The 13930-nt window shown below is 43.4% G+C and carries 16 protein-coding genes; 12 read left to right on the plus strand and 4 right to left on the minus strand.

The features are described 5' to 3' along the window. Nucleotides 1-97 precede the first annotated feature (97 nt). From rpsB to HMPREF9429_RS06425, 10 genes are all read left to right on the plus strand, one after another. Nucleotides 98-916, plus strand: a complete 819-nt coding sequence (gene rpsB / locus HMPREF9429_RS06380; protein WP_232216654.1) for a 30S ribosomal protein S2 — start codon at nucleotides 98-100, stop codon at nucleotides 914-916. Between the two features lie 40 nt (nucleotides 917-956). Continuing rightward, on the plus strand, nucleotides 957-1604 hold the full coding sequence (tsf, locus tag HMPREF9429_RS06385; RefSeq protein ID WP_006942505.1) for a translation elongation factor Ts: 648 nt from the start codon (nucleotides 957-959) through the stop codon (nucleotides 1602-1604). Between the two features lie 73 nt (nucleotides 1605-1677). Continuing rightward, on the plus strand, nucleotides 1678-2400 hold the full coding sequence (gene pyrH / locus HMPREF9429_RS06390; protein WP_040774025.1) for a UMP kinase: 723 nt from the start codon (nucleotides 1678-1680) through the stop codon (nucleotides 2398-2400). A 47-nt stretch (nucleotides 2401-2447) separates the two neighbouring features. Continuing rightward, the gene (gene frr, locus HMPREF9429_RS06395; RefSeq protein ID WP_006942507.1) at nucleotides 2448-3008 is read left to right on the plus strand and encodes a ribosome recycling factor; all 561 of its coding nucleotides are present in this window, start codon (nucleotides 2448-2450) and stop codon (nucleotides 3006-3008) included. Continuing rightward, complete coding sequence (locus HMPREF9429_RS06400) at nucleotides 3008-3241, plus strand: hypothetical protein (protein WP_006942508.1); 234 nt, start codon at nucleotides 3008-3010, stop codon at nucleotides 3239-3241. Before frr ends, HMPREF9429_RS06400 begins: the two co-directional genes overlap by 1 nt. Before the next feature lie 12 nt (nucleotides 3242-3253). Then, nucleotides 3254-4033, plus strand: a complete 780-nt coding sequence (locus HMPREF9429_RS06405; RefSeq protein WP_006942509.1) for an isoprenyl transferase — start codon at nucleotides 3254-3256, stop codon at nucleotides 4031-4033. Nucleotides 4034-4036: 3 nt separating this feature from the next. Beyond that, entirely contained in the window at nucleotides 4037-4864 is an 828-nt protein-coding gene (locus HMPREF9429_RS06410) for a phosphatidate cytidylyltransferase (protein WP_006942510.1), read from the plus strand. A 20-nt stretch (nucleotides 4865-4884) separates the two neighbouring features. Next, nucleotides 4885-5907: an RIP metalloprotease RseP gene (gene rseP / locus HMPREF9429_RS06415; protein WP_006942511.1), complete on the plus strand. Its 1023-nt coding sequence runs from the start codon at nucleotides 4885-4887 to the stop codon at nucleotides 5905-5907. Between the two features lie 8 nt (nucleotides 5908-5915). After that, entirely contained in the window at nucleotides 5916-6974 is a 1059-nt protein-coding gene (ispG, locus tag HMPREF9429_RS06420; RefSeq protein ID WP_006942512.1) for a flavodoxin-dependent (E)-4-hydroxy-3-methylbut-2-enyl-diphosphate synthase, read from the plus strand. A gap of 101 nt (nucleotides 6975-7075) precedes the next feature. After that, nucleotides 7076-8371 carry a hypothetical protein gene (locus HMPREF9429_RS06425; RefSeq protein ID WP_006942513.1) on the plus strand — a complete coding sequence of 432 codons (1296 nt, stop codon included), beginning with the start codon at nucleotides 7076-7078 and terminating at the stop codon, nucleotides 8369-8371. Here the strand turns inward: HMPREF9429_RS06425 and HMPREF9429_RS06430 are convergent. Together HMPREF9429_RS06430 and HMPREF9429_RS06435 are read right to left on the minus strand one after the other, a co-directional pair. After that, the gene (locus tag HMPREF9429_RS06430) at nucleotides 8364-9758 is read right to left on the minus strand and encodes an NCS2 family permease (RefSeq protein ID WP_006942514.1); all 1395 of its coding nucleotides are present in this window, start codon (nucleotides 9756-9758) and stop codon (nucleotides 8364-8366) included. The two genes, HMPREF9429_RS06425 and HMPREF9429_RS06430, sit on opposite strands and share 8 nt — an antisense overlap. Nucleotides 9759-9923: 165 nt before the next feature. Continuing rightward, a complete protein-coding gene (locus HMPREF9429_RS06435) occupies nucleotides 9924-10799 on the minus strand; it encodes a phosphoribosylaminoimidazolesuccinocarboxamide synthase (protein ID WP_040774027.1) in 876 nt (291 codons plus the stop codon). 170 nt (nucleotides 10800-10969) lie between these two features. Between HMPREF9429_RS06435 and leuB the strand changes: the two genes are divergently transcribed. Then, entirely contained in the window at nucleotides 10970-11668 is a 699-nt protein-coding gene (leuB, locus tag HMPREF9429_RS06440) for a 3-isopropylmalate dehydrogenase (RefSeq protein ID WP_269479173.1), read from the plus strand. Between the two features lie 59 nt (nucleotides 11669-11727). On the opposite strand, the gene lexA is transcribed toward leuB, so the two are convergent. Continuing rightward, the gene (gene lexA / locus HMPREF9429_RS06445) at nucleotides 11728-12345 is read right to left on the minus strand and encodes a transcriptional repressor LexA (protein ID WP_006942517.1); all 618 of its coding nucleotides are present in this window, start codon (nucleotides 12343-12345) and stop codon (nucleotides 11728-11730) included. 186 nt (nucleotides 12346-12531) lie between these two features. Between lexA and HMPREF9429_RS06450 the strand changes: the two genes are divergently transcribed. Further along, nucleotides 12532-12828, plus strand: coding sequence for a LysM peptidoglycan-binding domain-containing protein (locus HMPREF9429_RS06450; RefSeq protein WP_006942518.1), 297 nt, complete (start codon nucleotides 12532-12534; stop codon nucleotides 12826-12828). 72 nt (nucleotides 12829-12900) lie between these two features. Here HMPREF9429_RS06450 and HMPREF9429_RS06455 read toward each other — a convergent pair whose 3' ends face one another. After that, the gene (locus HMPREF9429_RS06455; protein ID WP_006942519.1) at nucleotides 12901-13887 is read right to left on the minus strand and encodes a site-specific integrase; all 987 of its coding nucleotides are present in this window, start codon (nucleotides 13885-13887) and stop codon (nucleotides 12901-12903) included. Nucleotides 13888-13930: the final 43 nt, after the last annotated feature.

Consider the following 13930-nt stretch of genomic DNA (forward strand, 5'->3'; position numbering starts at 1 on the left):
GTTTAAATACACACGCATCGTCGAGCTTGTTACTGTGCCGTTTTTACGGTAGCGACAAGTGATGACCGAGCGGAGGAGAAACAGGAGGAAACATATTATGGCAGTAGTATCAATGAAACAATTATTGGAAGCAGGCGTTCATTTCGGTCACCAGACCCGTCGTTGGAACCCTAAGATGTCGCGCTTTATCTTTACGGAACGCAACGGTATCTATATTATCGACTTGCAGAAAACCGTTAAGAAATTGGACGAAGCGTATAATTTTGCTCGTGACTTGGCATCCGAAGGCGGCAAGGTCCTTTTTGTAGGAACGAAGAAGCAGGCTCAAGAATCCATTAAGAACGAAGCTGAACGTTGCGGCATGTTCTTTGTCAACGAACGTTGGCTCGGCGGCATGTTGACCAACTTCCAGACCATTGAAAAACGCGTAAAACGCTTAAAAACTCTTGAAAAACAAGCTGAAGACGGCACTTTCGACGTTCTTCCCAAGAAAGAAGTAACGCTTCTCAAACATGAAATGGAAAAACTCCAAAAGTATTTGGGCGGCATTAAAGAAATGAAGAAGGTTCCCGATGCGCTCTTCGTTATCGATCCGAAAAAAGAAGAAATCGCTATCGCCGAAGCTCGTAAATTGAATATTCCCATTATCGCAACGGTAGACACGAACTGCGATCCCGATCTTATCGATTACCCCATTCCGGCAAACGATGATGCTATTCGTGCCGTTAAATTGTTAACCGGAAAGATTGCCGACGCTATTATGGAAGGTCGTCAGGGCGAATCGATGGATGGCGAAGAACAAACCGAATTGGGTGATTATAATAATGATGCTCAGATCGGTAAAGATGCGAAAGAACATTTTGAATCTTGGCAGGAAGATGCTCATCAAGCAGTAAAAGACGGTTATTCGGGCTAATTGTCAGATAAATATACATAACAATATCGGAGGTAAAGACATGGAGATTACAGCTGCTTTGGTAAAAGAGTTGCGTGAAATTACCGGTGCCGGCATGATGGATGCCAAAAAAGCTCTTGTGGCTACAGACGGAGATAAAGAAAAAGCTATCGACTTCTTACGTGAAAAAGGGTTGGCGGCAGCGGCTAAGAAAGCTGACCGCGTTGCTGCTGAAGGCCTCGTATATTCATATATTCACGGCAATGGCCGTATCGGTGTTTTGGTTGAAGTAAACTGCGAAACGGACTTCGTTGCACAAACTGAAGGGTTTAAAGAATTGTGCAAAGACGTTGCCATGCAGATTGCAGCTGCCAAACCGGCATATTTGAAGCGCGAAGAAGTACCCGAAGATGTTATTGAACATGAAAAAGAAGTACTTCGTCAGCAAGCTTTGAATGAAGGAAAACCTGAAAAGATCGTTGAAAAGATGATTGTCGGACGTATTGAAAAATACTATAAAGAAAACTGCCTGCTTGATCAGGAATTTATTAAAGATTCCGACAAGTCTGTAGGACAGGTTATTACGGAAGCTGTTGCTAAGATCGGTGAAAAAATCGATGTTCGCCGTTATGTTCGTTATGAATTGGGCGAAGGTCTTGAAAAACGTAACGATGATTTCGTAGCGGAAGTAATGGCACAAGCTAAATAAAAGAGATACCCATAAGAGAACACCCAACCGTGTTCTCTTATTTTCTAATCAAATGCTTTCGGGAGGAACAGAGATGGACAGAAACTTTAAACGAATCGTCTTGAAATTAAGCGGTGAAGCCTTGGCGGGAAAACAGGGATACGGTATTGACCCCAAGACGGTTGACCTCATTGCCCGTGATATTGCAACGGTAACGAAGCAGGGAATTCAAGTGGCCATTGTTGTGGGCGGAGGTAATATTTGGCGCGGTCTTTCAGGCAGTGCCGAAGGTATGGATCGAGTCTCGGCCGATTATATGGGCATGTTGGCAACAGTTATGAATTCTCTGGCCCTTCAGGATGCTTTGGAAAAGCTCGGTGTAGCTACACGCGTTCAGACAGCTATTAATATGCAACAGGTGGCGGAACCTTATATTCGTCGTCGTGCTATTCGTCATATGGAAAAAGGTCGCGTTGTTATCTTCGGAGCCGGCACGGGCAATCCTTACTTCTCGACGGATACAACGGCAGCATTGCGTGCCGCCGAAATTGAAGCCGATGCTATCTTAATGGCTAAAAAGTTCGTTGACGGAGTTTATGACAGCGATCCGAAACTGAATCCCGACGCTAAGAAATTTGACAGATTGACGTATTTGGATGTTATCAAAAAAGAACTGGGAGTTATGGATGCCACGGCTACGACATTATGTATGACCAACGATATTCCCATCCTCGTATTTTCCATTGATATTCCCGGTAACATTGTAGACGCCGCATCAGGGAAAGAAGTAGGTACGATAGTCGACAAAGGGGAATAAAAACGGTATCATATAGTTAATATATTTGCGATAAGGAAGTGACGGCAATGGAAATTCAAGAATTATTAAATGAGTGTGAGGCTAAAGCGGATAAAACGATTGAGAATTTTAAACGTAACTTATCTTCCATTCGGACCGGTCGGGCAAGCACCTCCTTGTTAGATCGTGTATCCGTCGACTATTACGGAACACCGACACCGGTTAATCAAGTGGCTAACGTATCGGCTCCGGAACCTCGTTTAATTACTATTTCTCCGTGGGAACGTACTATGCTCGGTGAAATTGAAAAGGCTATTTTGAAGTCCGACCTGGGTTTAAATCCCAATAACGACGGTACGATTATTCGTCTTGAAATTCCTCAACTTACGGAAGAGCGTCGTAAGGAATTAAGCAAAAAAGTCGGCAAAGAGGCGGAAGATGCTAAAGTTGCCGTACGCAATATCCGACGTGATTCGAACGATGCCGTAAAGAAGAGTGAAAAGAAGAAAGAAATTACGGAAGATGACAGCAAGGAAGCACAGACGAAAATCCAAAAGATTACGGATGCGAAGATAAAGCAAATAGATGAAATTAAAGATAAAAAAGAAAAAGAAGTAATGGAAGTATAATGGATATATACAGTTTATTTGGCATGCCCTTAGGGTATGCCAAATCTTCATTAGAGCGAGAGAATATAAATTATACAGTTGTCCTGACAGAGTCGACAAGCCGTTTCTTTCATGCTGATTTGGATCGCTTATATGTAGTAAGAGTCCGGCAAGAGGCAAATGGTACCGTCGAATTGGTAGCCAATCCCCGAATGGAAGCCGGCGAAACTGTAAAGAAGCTACTGCATAAATAGGAGAATTAGGGTATGCTCGGAAATTTATTTTCCAAAGAGAAATCGAATATAGAGGTTCAACATGATGATTTGACCTTAGATATGACACGAGTTCCTCACCATGTAGCCATTATTATGGACGGTAACGGCCGTTGGGCCAAACGCCGCGGCATGCCTCGGCGTGCGGGGCATAAAGCCGGAGCGGATACCTTGAAGCAGATTATTGTAGCTGCTGATGAACTGGGAGTCAAGGTGCTTACGGTCTATGCCTTTTCCACGGAAAACTGGAAGAGACCGGAAGAAGAAGTTTCGTATATTATGAATCTCATGCTTACGTATTTAAAGAAAAATCTTGCCGATTTGGATGCTAAAAACGTACAATTGAGATTTATCGGGGACAGAACCCGCTTGTCAAAAGATCTGCAAGAGCTGTTTAATACGGCGGAAACTTCTATGCACAAGAATTCGGGGCTTATTGTCAATGTGGCTGTCAACTACGGTGGTCGCGGGGAAATTGCGACAGCTGTAAAGTCGATTGTAAAAGATGTGGAGAATAAAAAAATAGATGCTTCACAGATTTCGGAAGAGTTGATAAGCACTTATTTGTATACAGCACCTGAAAATGAAGTGGATTTATTAATTCGCCCGGGGGCGGATTTACGTATCAGTAATTATTTATTATGGCAAATCGCTTATGCCGAATTTTGGTACACCGACCTGTGTTGGCCCGATTTCACAAAAGACACGCTTATAGAAGCTATCAAATCTTATCAGGGAAGAGATCGTCGCTTTGGCGGTTTGCATGAGGAGTAAGAAATGTTGAGTACACGTGTGGCGTCCGGCCTGATTGGCGGTGCAGCCGTAATTTTTATAATTTATGAAGGCGGTTGGCCTTTTTTCGCCCTTATTGCTTTACTCGCCGTAGGCGGTTGGTTTGAGTATGTAAAGATGACGGGAACTGAAGGTAAGGGTATACCCGAAAGAGCCGTTACATGTTGGCTTCTGTTTTTGTTGGCCGCCTTTGCCTTTGACAGTGTAAAGTTGATGACTTTAGCCGCTGTTCTGTTGCCTGTCGGCATTTGGGTACGTACGGTTATTCGTCATAAAAACATATCCTTGGCAGATAGCGCACGGACTCTTTACGGAGCCGCTTATATTGCTCTCGGATTTTTTTCGGTTTTAGCATTGCGTAGCGGTACTATCGGGTCCTACTATGTCAATGATTTTGCAGCGGTAATGCTTGAGCCGGGACGCTTTTTTATGTTTCTCCTCCTTTTTTGTACATGGGCAAGCGATACATTTGCTTATTTTACGGGACGGGCCTTGGGAAAAAATAAACTTTGTCCTACTATCAGTCCCGGTAAGACCGTTGAAGGGGCTTTAGGCGGATTTATCGGTACGATTATTACCTCTATTATCTTTTCCTTATGTTTTCATTTTTCCGTTCTCCATGCCTTGATCATAGGAGTTGTCATCGGTATCGCGGCACCCTTGGGAGATTTGGTGGAATCTGTGTTGAAGAGAACCTACGGAATTAAGGATTCGGGACATGTTATACCCGGTCACGGCGGAATTTTAGATCGCTTTGACAGCTTGTTGCTTGCGGCACCGTTGGTATATGCCTACCTTGTATTGGCGGCTTAGGTTCGGGAAAGGAGTTTAGCGTGGGTATTACCTTGGCAGCTACCGTCTTTGTGTTCAGCTTAATTGTTTTTGTTCATGAGGCGGGGCATTTTATTACAGCCAAATTAACGGGCATGCAAGTCGATGAATTTGCTATCGGCTTCGGGCCGAAATTATACAGCCGTAAGTATGGTGAGACCGTATATTCATTGCGAATTATTCCCTTAGGCGGATTTAATAAAATTGCCGGTATGTCGGATGAGGAAGAGCTTAACGAGAGATCGTTTTTAAACAAGCCCGTTCGCTCCAGACTGCTTGTTATCAGCGCCGGTGCTTTAATGAATTTTTTGTTGGCTTTTTTGCTTTTATGGGGAATTGTTTTCAGTACCGGTATTTCCAGTGTGTTGCCTGACCCTATCGTAGGCGGGATTATTAAGAACTCCGCTGCGGCAGAGGCGGGGATTGAGCCGGGAGATCGAATTATATCCGTCGGGAATACGCCCGTCAATCGCTGGATAGATATACCCGAAGCCATCGAGGCTCATCAAAGAGAAGTAGTGCCTGTCGTGTACGAACGAGACGGCAGTAGAATTACGGTCGACACCATTCCTAAGACAGACGAAAAGACAGGACGAACTCTGCTGGGAGTTATGCCTTCTATCCAAACGAAATATGTTGGGGTAGGCGAGGCGGCAGGTTTTGCAGTAAATCGCCTTGTCGACTTAGGCGGAATGATGCTTACCGGATTATATAGGATGGTTTCCGGTACGGAAAAAGCGGAGTTAGCCGGCCCCATCGGTGTTGCTCAATTAGCCGGTCAGGCGGCATCTGTGGGTTTCGTAAACTTGTTAACCTTTACGGCTTTTTTAAGTCTTAATTTGGGGATTTTAAATCTCTTACCTATTCCCATGTTGGATGGCGGATATATTATATTGATCTTATTAGAAGGCATTACGCGTAGGAAAATGCCGAAGAAGGCCTTGTACTATATTCAAATGGCAGGTGTCATCATTTTAGGAGCCATGTTTATTTTTGCTCTTGTGCAGGACATCAGCAGATTTTAGAGGACTTTATGAAGAGAAGAAAGTGTCGTGAAGTTAAGCTTCGACAAACTGTTATCGGCGGCTCGGCCCCTATTTCGGTCCAGACTATGTCAACCGTCAATCCTGCCGACTATGTGAAGGGCAGTGCAGATGCCGGACGATTGGCGGCATACGGAGCTGAAATCATTCGTTTTGCCGTTCCCGATATGAGAGCGGCCAAGGGGTTATCACATATTGTGAAGGACTCTCCCGTGCCCATTGTAGCGGATATACATTTTGACTATAGACTGGCGTTGGAGTCCGTTTCAAGTGGGGTAGACGCATTACGAATCAATCCGGGAAACATCGGTTCCGATGACCGTGTAGGCGCCGTAGTAGATGCTGTTAAAAAACGTAACATACCTATTCGCATCGGTATCAATGCCGGGTCCTTACCATCTGATATTTTAGCGACTTACAATGGTCATCCTACAGCTGAAGGTATGGTTGAAGGGGCATTACGCCATATTCGGATTTGTGAGCACCTGGATTATAAAAATTTGGTCATATCATTAAAGGCCTCGGATGTACCTTTAATGATAGAGGCTTATAGCCTGTTAGCTGAAAAAGTGGATTACCCCTTTCATTTAGGGGTTACTGAAGCCGGTCTTTTGCGAGACGGAACGGTGAAGTCGGCTATCGGTATCGGCAGTTTATTGTATGCCGGTATAGGGGATACTATTCGCGTTTCTCTTACAGATGATCCGGCTGAGGAAGTAAAGACCGGTAGAAGCATCTTATCCGCATTGGGACTAAGGCATTTCGGACCGACAATCATCTCATGTCCTACGTGCGGACGTACTCAGGTAGAACTGATTCATTTGGCTAAAGAGGTGGAGACGGCTTTGGCCGATATTGATGCACCCTTAAAAGTTGCAGTTATGGGGTGTGTAGTGAACGGTCCCGGAGAGGCTCGTGAAGCGGATTTCGGCATAGCCGGAGGTGCCGGTAGCGGTATTATTTTTTCGCACGGCGAGATTTTACGCACGGTTTCGGAGAAAGATCTCGTTACAGGCTTATTGGAAGAAATTAATAAATCACTTTCATAGACGCCCTTTGTAGGGCGTCTTTTCTTATGTAAATTTAATTCATTATATTCGCCTGTTTTAATAATACTACTTCATACTGAGGTTAAAGGAGGCGATATGCTGTGGCTGGCGAACATGAATTTTGTTGGGAAGAAGCCGTACGTCGTTTAGGCGCGGAAGAAAAAATTCCTGAGACTTTAGCGGATAAAGATTTGTATACGCTCAGTAAGGCCTATGTACATGCGTTAAAAAAGAGTTCAGAACGAAAGAAATATCTTGTCTTGAGTGAATCTCTGTTTTTAAGACTTAAAGAAAAAGGGGAAAGCCGTTATATCATATCCGTTTTGGCTGATATTTATCGCCAAGCGTGGTATGACGGAGAGACCTTCGGTCAATATGACCGAAATGACTTGGCTCGTTTGGCTGAAAAGTATTATGAAAAACTGTGCGATTTTCAAGCCAATGAATATGAATTGTATGAATATGCCAGGCTTGTATATAGGCGTGCATCTTTTTATATTCATGATGGCAGCCCTGCCGACAGATATTCATTAAAGCAAAAGGCCTTCTATTTATATGAGAAAGTTATGGAACGATATGAAGAAAAAGAGAATGGAAGAGGTTTTTTGAGACCTTATGTGCGTGCATGTTACGGCTTTTGCCGTTGTGCACTTGATTTGTACGGACCTTTGTCTATCTTGCAAAAAGAGTGTCTTTTATTGGGTTATGAGCCTCATATGGGAGTGAAGAATCGTGAGATACGCCGAAGTGTATATGAACGGTTGGAGAGGGCTATTGAAACGATAAAGCACTATGAAGGGCTTGGCAATAACTTTTTGCCTCCGGAGAAAATGAGGGATCGACGCTTTATATACGAAGCTCCGTGGGATATTTATTATATGGCCGGTAAGATAAAAGAATTTGCTCTTAAAAGCGGTATCAGTGACCGTGAAGAAGTTATTCGTGAATGTATAGACCTTTATCGGTATGTCTGTGACCTGGATAGGGACAGACGTCTTCACGGTATGTCTGTAACGGGGTTTACCCATATGTACGATGCCTTAATCGACTTTTACTTGTATGCGGGAAAAGAAAAAGAGCTTGTGGCCTTTATAGATGAATTCAAACCCTATATTTCCAAACGACAGCGCAGTCTTACGACTCTCAGACTGCACTTAAAACACGGAAGAACGGATCTTTTTGATAAAGAATGGTCTTCCGATCGTTGTCGTCAAAGCGGAATATCCAAGAAACGACTGGAAGTTCTAAAGCTTCTCAGAGACCTACAAGACGAAAAAAATCTGACCATAGGCTTAAAGAAGTATAAACCCTTTGAACAACGAGTATTATATGAAACGGTAAAAAAAATCACCGCATCCAATGACGCGGTGATTGAAGCACGAAAAAATATTAAATGAAAATATACTTACCGATGAAGAGAACGGCAAGAATATACATGAGAAGACTAATCTTTTTATGATTGCCTGTTAAGAGATTAATGAGAACATAGGAAATAACGCCGAAGCAAATCCCTTCCGATACGCTGTAGCAGAAGGGCATGGCGATAATTGTCAAGTAGGCGGGAATGGATTCGGTCAAGTCGTCGAATTCAATGCCTGTAATAGCTCCCAACATAAGGAAGCCGACGATGATCAGAGCCGGTGCCGTAGCAAAGGCGGGAATGGCCAAAAACAAGGGGGACAGGAAGAGGGAAACGAGGAAGAAGAAGGCTACGAACATGGCAGTCAATCCCGTTTTGCCACCTTCACTGACGCCTGTAGCACTTTCAACAAAGGTTGTAACCGTGCTTGTACCGAGGACGGCACCGGCAGTAGTTGCAACGGCATCAGCCATAAGAGCGCCTTTAATATGAGGCAGTTTACCGTCTTTATCTAACATCCCCGCCTTGGAGGATACGCCGATAAGGGTTCCTAAGGTATCGAAAATATCGACAAAAAGGAAGGCAAACATGACGACGAAAAAGTCGAGGGATAACATTTGCTCAAAAGCAATCTTGCCGAAAATCGGTTCCATGCTGGCAGGAGTGAAGGCTGCCAAGCCTGCGGAAAAGTCGGGAATAACACTGAACATATGCTGTGTCGGATCGGGAACATAAAGACCCGTAAGCTCACAAATAATGCCTAAAATCCAAGTGAACAGGATGCCCCAGAGAATGTTACCGCGCACCTTACGTTCCATTAAAATAGCCGTAAAAAGAACACCTAAAAGGGACAGAACAACCGTAATACCTACAGTATGAAAGGTACCGGACGTTAAGGAGGTTTTAAAAGAAAAAAGTGAAATTTTGGTAGCCGGGTTAGCAACGATAACTTGTGCGTTGAATAAGCCGATTAAGGCAATGAATAAGCCGATACCCGCAGATACGGCTTTCTTTAAGGTCATAGGAATGGCATTAAAGAGTGCTTCTCGAATATTCGTCAGAGATAAGATGATAAAAATAATACCTTCAACAAAAACAGCGGACAAAGCCGTTTCCCACGAATATCCCATTTGTAAAACGACGGTATAGGCAAAAAATGCATTTAAACCCATACCGGGTGCCAAGGCGAAAGGATAGTTGGCAAAGACGGCCATACAAATAGTCCCCAAGCAGGAGGCCAGGGCTGTTGCCGTAAGAACGGCCCCTTTATCCATTCCGGCAGCACTTAGAATAATGGGATTGACGGCCAAAATGTAAGCCATGGTCATAAAAGTAGTAATACCCGCAAGAAACTCAATCTTTACGGTTGTACCGTTTTCCTGTAATTTAAACAGGCGGTCTAAGAACCCTTTTTCTTCAGTCATAATACACGCTCCTTTGAAAAAATTAGAGTATCATATATAAGTATATGTTGTATTTTGAAAGGGGGCAAGAAGAGAATATCTTTATTTTGACACATAAGAGAGATACATATGTATTTCATACATGAAAACGCCTTGATTTCGTAGTCGGAAACCAAGGCGTTGTGATTAGAATGAGAATTTTTCTCCCGTCAGTAATTCATAAGCTTCTATATATTTGGCAATCGTTTTTTTGATAACATCATCAGGCAATAAGTAGTCGCTGTCGGGGTTAGCCGTTAACCAGTCGCGAACGAATTGCTTGTCGTAAGACGGTTGAGCTTTTCCGGGAGCATAGCCTTCCGACGGCCAGAAACGAGAACTGTCGGGAGTCAACATTTCATCACCCAAGACTACCCGGCCTGCGTCATCAATACCGAATTCAAACTTCGTATCGGCAATGATAATGCCGCGAGTACGAGCGTAGTCTGCACATTTTTTATACAAGGCAATCGTGTAGTCCCGAACCTTTTCGGCATATTCACGGCCTTTACCGGGAAAGGCTTTTTCCAGTACGTCAATGCTTTCTTCAAAGGATACGTTTTCGTCATGGTCACCCAATTCCGCTTTAGTGCTGGGGGTGAAGATAGGTTCCGGAAGTTGCTGAGACTCTTGCAAGCCGTCAGGCAATTTAATACCGCAGACCGTACCGTTTTTCTGATAACTTGCCCAACCGCTGCCTGTAATATAGCCTCGTACGATACATTCCAAGGGAAGCATCGTAAGCTTACGGCATTTCATGCTCTTTCCCTTAAATTCTTCTGTACGGAAAAATTCGGGCATATCGTCCGTATTGACTGAAATCATGTGATTCGGCAAAATGTCGGATGTAAAGTCAAACCAAAATTTGGACATTTGTGTCAGCACGGCACCTTTGTGAGTAATACGGTTTTTCAAAATATGGTCGAATGCGGAAATTCGATCCGTGGCTACCATAATAATACTGTCACCGGCATCATATACTTCACGAACTTTTCCGGATTTATACGGTTTATATTCTTTCATGACAAGCCTCCCATAAAACATAATAACAACATACTTATCATATCATAATTAAGAAGTGGAGTCGATAAAATTTCTTGTAAAAATGAATGTAAAGAAAAGGTCTATGTATTTATATCATAATTAATGTGTAAAATAGTAACTTGCGTTAAAGGTTTAACCATATTTCGGAAATCGTTACGGGCACGGATATTCTTATTGATCGTGAACTCATTGGCGGTATTTATTTCGGTGAAAAGTGTGAAAAAGAAATTCATAACGGCGTAGAACGAGCCTGGGATATGGAAAACTACAGTGTACCTGAGGTACGGCGCATTACAAAATTTGCCATGGAGGCGGCTAAGAACAGACGTCGTAAGGTTACATCCGTAGATAAGGCCAATGTATTGGCTACCAGTCGGCTCTGGCGACGCACTGTAACGGAAATGAGTAAAGACTACGGTGAGATTGAGTTGAATCATTTTTATGTAGATAATTGTGCTATGCAACTGGCTATAAATCCGAAACAATTTGATGTTATTGTTACCGGTAATTTATTCGGCGATATTCTCAGTGATGAAGCCGCCGTTTTGGGAGGTTCTATCGGCATGATGCCTTCAGCCAGCATCGGTGAGTCGACAAGCTTATACGAACCTATTCACGGGTCGGCTCCGGATATTCAGGGCTTGGGAATTGCCAACCCTTCGGCTACGGTTTTATCGGCAGCTATGTTATTATGCCACTCTTTACATGAAGAAGAGGCGGCACGGGCTATAGAGTCGGCTGTCGAACAGGCTCTGAACGCCGGGTGGAGAACAGCGGATTTGTATAAAGACGGTTTCAAGAAGGACGATACTAAAACGATGACGCAGGTTATCATATCTTATTTATAAAAAGAACAAATTAAAAGCTCTGATTCGTAAATAACACGAATCAGAGCTTTTTGCATTCTTTAATAGGTCCTGAAGACGCCGATGACGATACCCAATAATTGACAGTTTCGTGTAATAATCGGTTCATAGTCATCGTTTTCAGGTTGTAAGCGAATATGATCAGACTCAAAGTAATAGCGTTTGACCGTGGCTTCATCATCGACAAGAGCTACGACAATCTGGCCGTTTCGAGCCATACTTTGTTGACGAACGATGAGTAAATCGCCTTCTAAAATTCCGGCGTCTTTCATACTGTCACCGCGGACTGTAAGCATGAAACAGTCATCATCACCGATAAACTCGGCAGCAAAGGGATAGACGTCTTCCACGCATTCTTCTGCCGTAATGGGAGCACCGGCACGGACCGTACCGACCAAGGGAAGGGGAACGATTTTTTTGGAACGCCACGTGCCCTCGTCAAGAAGTTCTATCTTTCGGTTTTTTGAAGGGTCTCGGCGAATAAATCCCAATTTTTCCAGATCCGTAAGATAGCCGTGAACGGTAGAGGTAGAACTAAGGCCTACTTCACTGCAAATTTCCCGGACTGACGGGGGGTAGCCGAGGGTATGAACACATTTTCGTATGTAGTCTAAGATTTGACGTTGTCGAGTAGTCAAAGAGGTTTCCGGATTCAGCATATAGCATATCACTCCCATTTAAGATGGTTTCATTATAAACAATCTCAAATAGAAAAGCAAACATTTGTTTCCTTTTTTCTTGACAGAACAAGTGTTCGGCGATATAATAAATCTAACGAAAGAACATTCGTTCGCTAAACGTTTGTTCTTAATAAAAGGACTTATACATACAGGAGTGTGATATATATGAAACGCAAAACTAAAAAAAGTAACGGAAGACTTCAAAATATTCGCTTTATCCTTATTGCCGTCATCTTAGTTGCTTCTTTGACTCAAATCGGTTGGATGAATAATCAGACCGAAAAAGAATTTGTTTCAGTTACGGTTCATCAAGGTGATACACTTTGGAAAATAGCCTCCGCCTCAACAGCCGATAATAAGGATGTACGTAGTACCGTTTATGCCATTGTAGATGCCAATAATCTCGGCCATAATCAGGATATTTATCCCGGTCAGGTCTTAAAAGTACCTGTAAGTAAATAAAATATAAGATAAAAGACCCTCGGAATGTAAGTCGACACTCCGAGGGTCTTTTACATAGTCTCTAAGAGTCTACTACCGTTCCGTAATTTTGAAAACAGGATTATTGATAAGGCCGTCAGCCTCATCAATATATTTTCGTACAACCGATTGGGACTTGTGTCTTGTCTGTTTCATAATACTGCGTTCATCTACTTGATGCTGGGCTGCCGATGTGGCGAAGCCGTGGCGTAGGCTATGGGCTCCGAAATATTGCGAATCCATACCGACGGCCTCAACATGTTTTTTGACGATCAGGGCTACAGACTTATCGGATATAGCGGTTTTGCGAACGGTCTTATTTTTTGTAAAGCCCCTAAATACAGGGCCTGATGTAATACCCGATAGGTGCAACCAATGTTGCAGGGCCGTGACGGCATCTATTTCTTTATCTTCTATGGCCGGTATGGAAATCACTTGACCTTGTCCGGCTTTATCTGTTTTGGCGTTGCGTACGGTAATACGCAGACCTAAGCGTGAAAACTGCAAATCCTCTACGTGTAAAGAGGCTATTTCGGACCGTCTCATGGCTCCGTAAAAACCGATTAGCAGAATAGCCCGATCACGAGCCTGTTCAGCCTCATGTCCCTCGATATGCCTCAACATATCTACGAGGTCATCGAATAAAATAGGCATCTTTCCCTGCTGTATGGTGCCTTTCATTCGTTTAATACCGCGTACGGCATCTTTTACCAAGGGCAGGCGGCAAGGATTATCCGTAAGGCCTGCAGCATCGAAATTTTCCGTAAGAGCGCTGACGCGGCGGGCAATAGTGTTAGCCTTGGCGTTATCGGCCAAATCATTAATGTAATTGACAATTGTTTCAGCCCTTGTCGGGAAGTATTCCTGTTTATGTTGAACACACCAATCGCAAAAATCTTTCCAGTCGGAAGCGTAGGCATCAATTGTATTATCGGCTCTGGCAATATAAATACTTTGTCGGGCCTTGGCAGTAAGTTTTGAATTTCTTTGAATTGCCGCGGGGCGACCGATATAAAAGTGATCCAGTTCATCATAGTTCATACAAAAACTCCTTAAAAGAAGATAAGAAGGCTATTTAAAGCTG

This window comes from Megasphaera micronuciformis F0359 (genome assembly GCF_000165735.1).
In the GTDB taxonomy this organism is placed as follows: domain Bacteria; phylum Bacillota; class Negativicutes; order Veillonellales; family Megasphaeraceae; genus Megasphaera; species Megasphaera micronuciformis.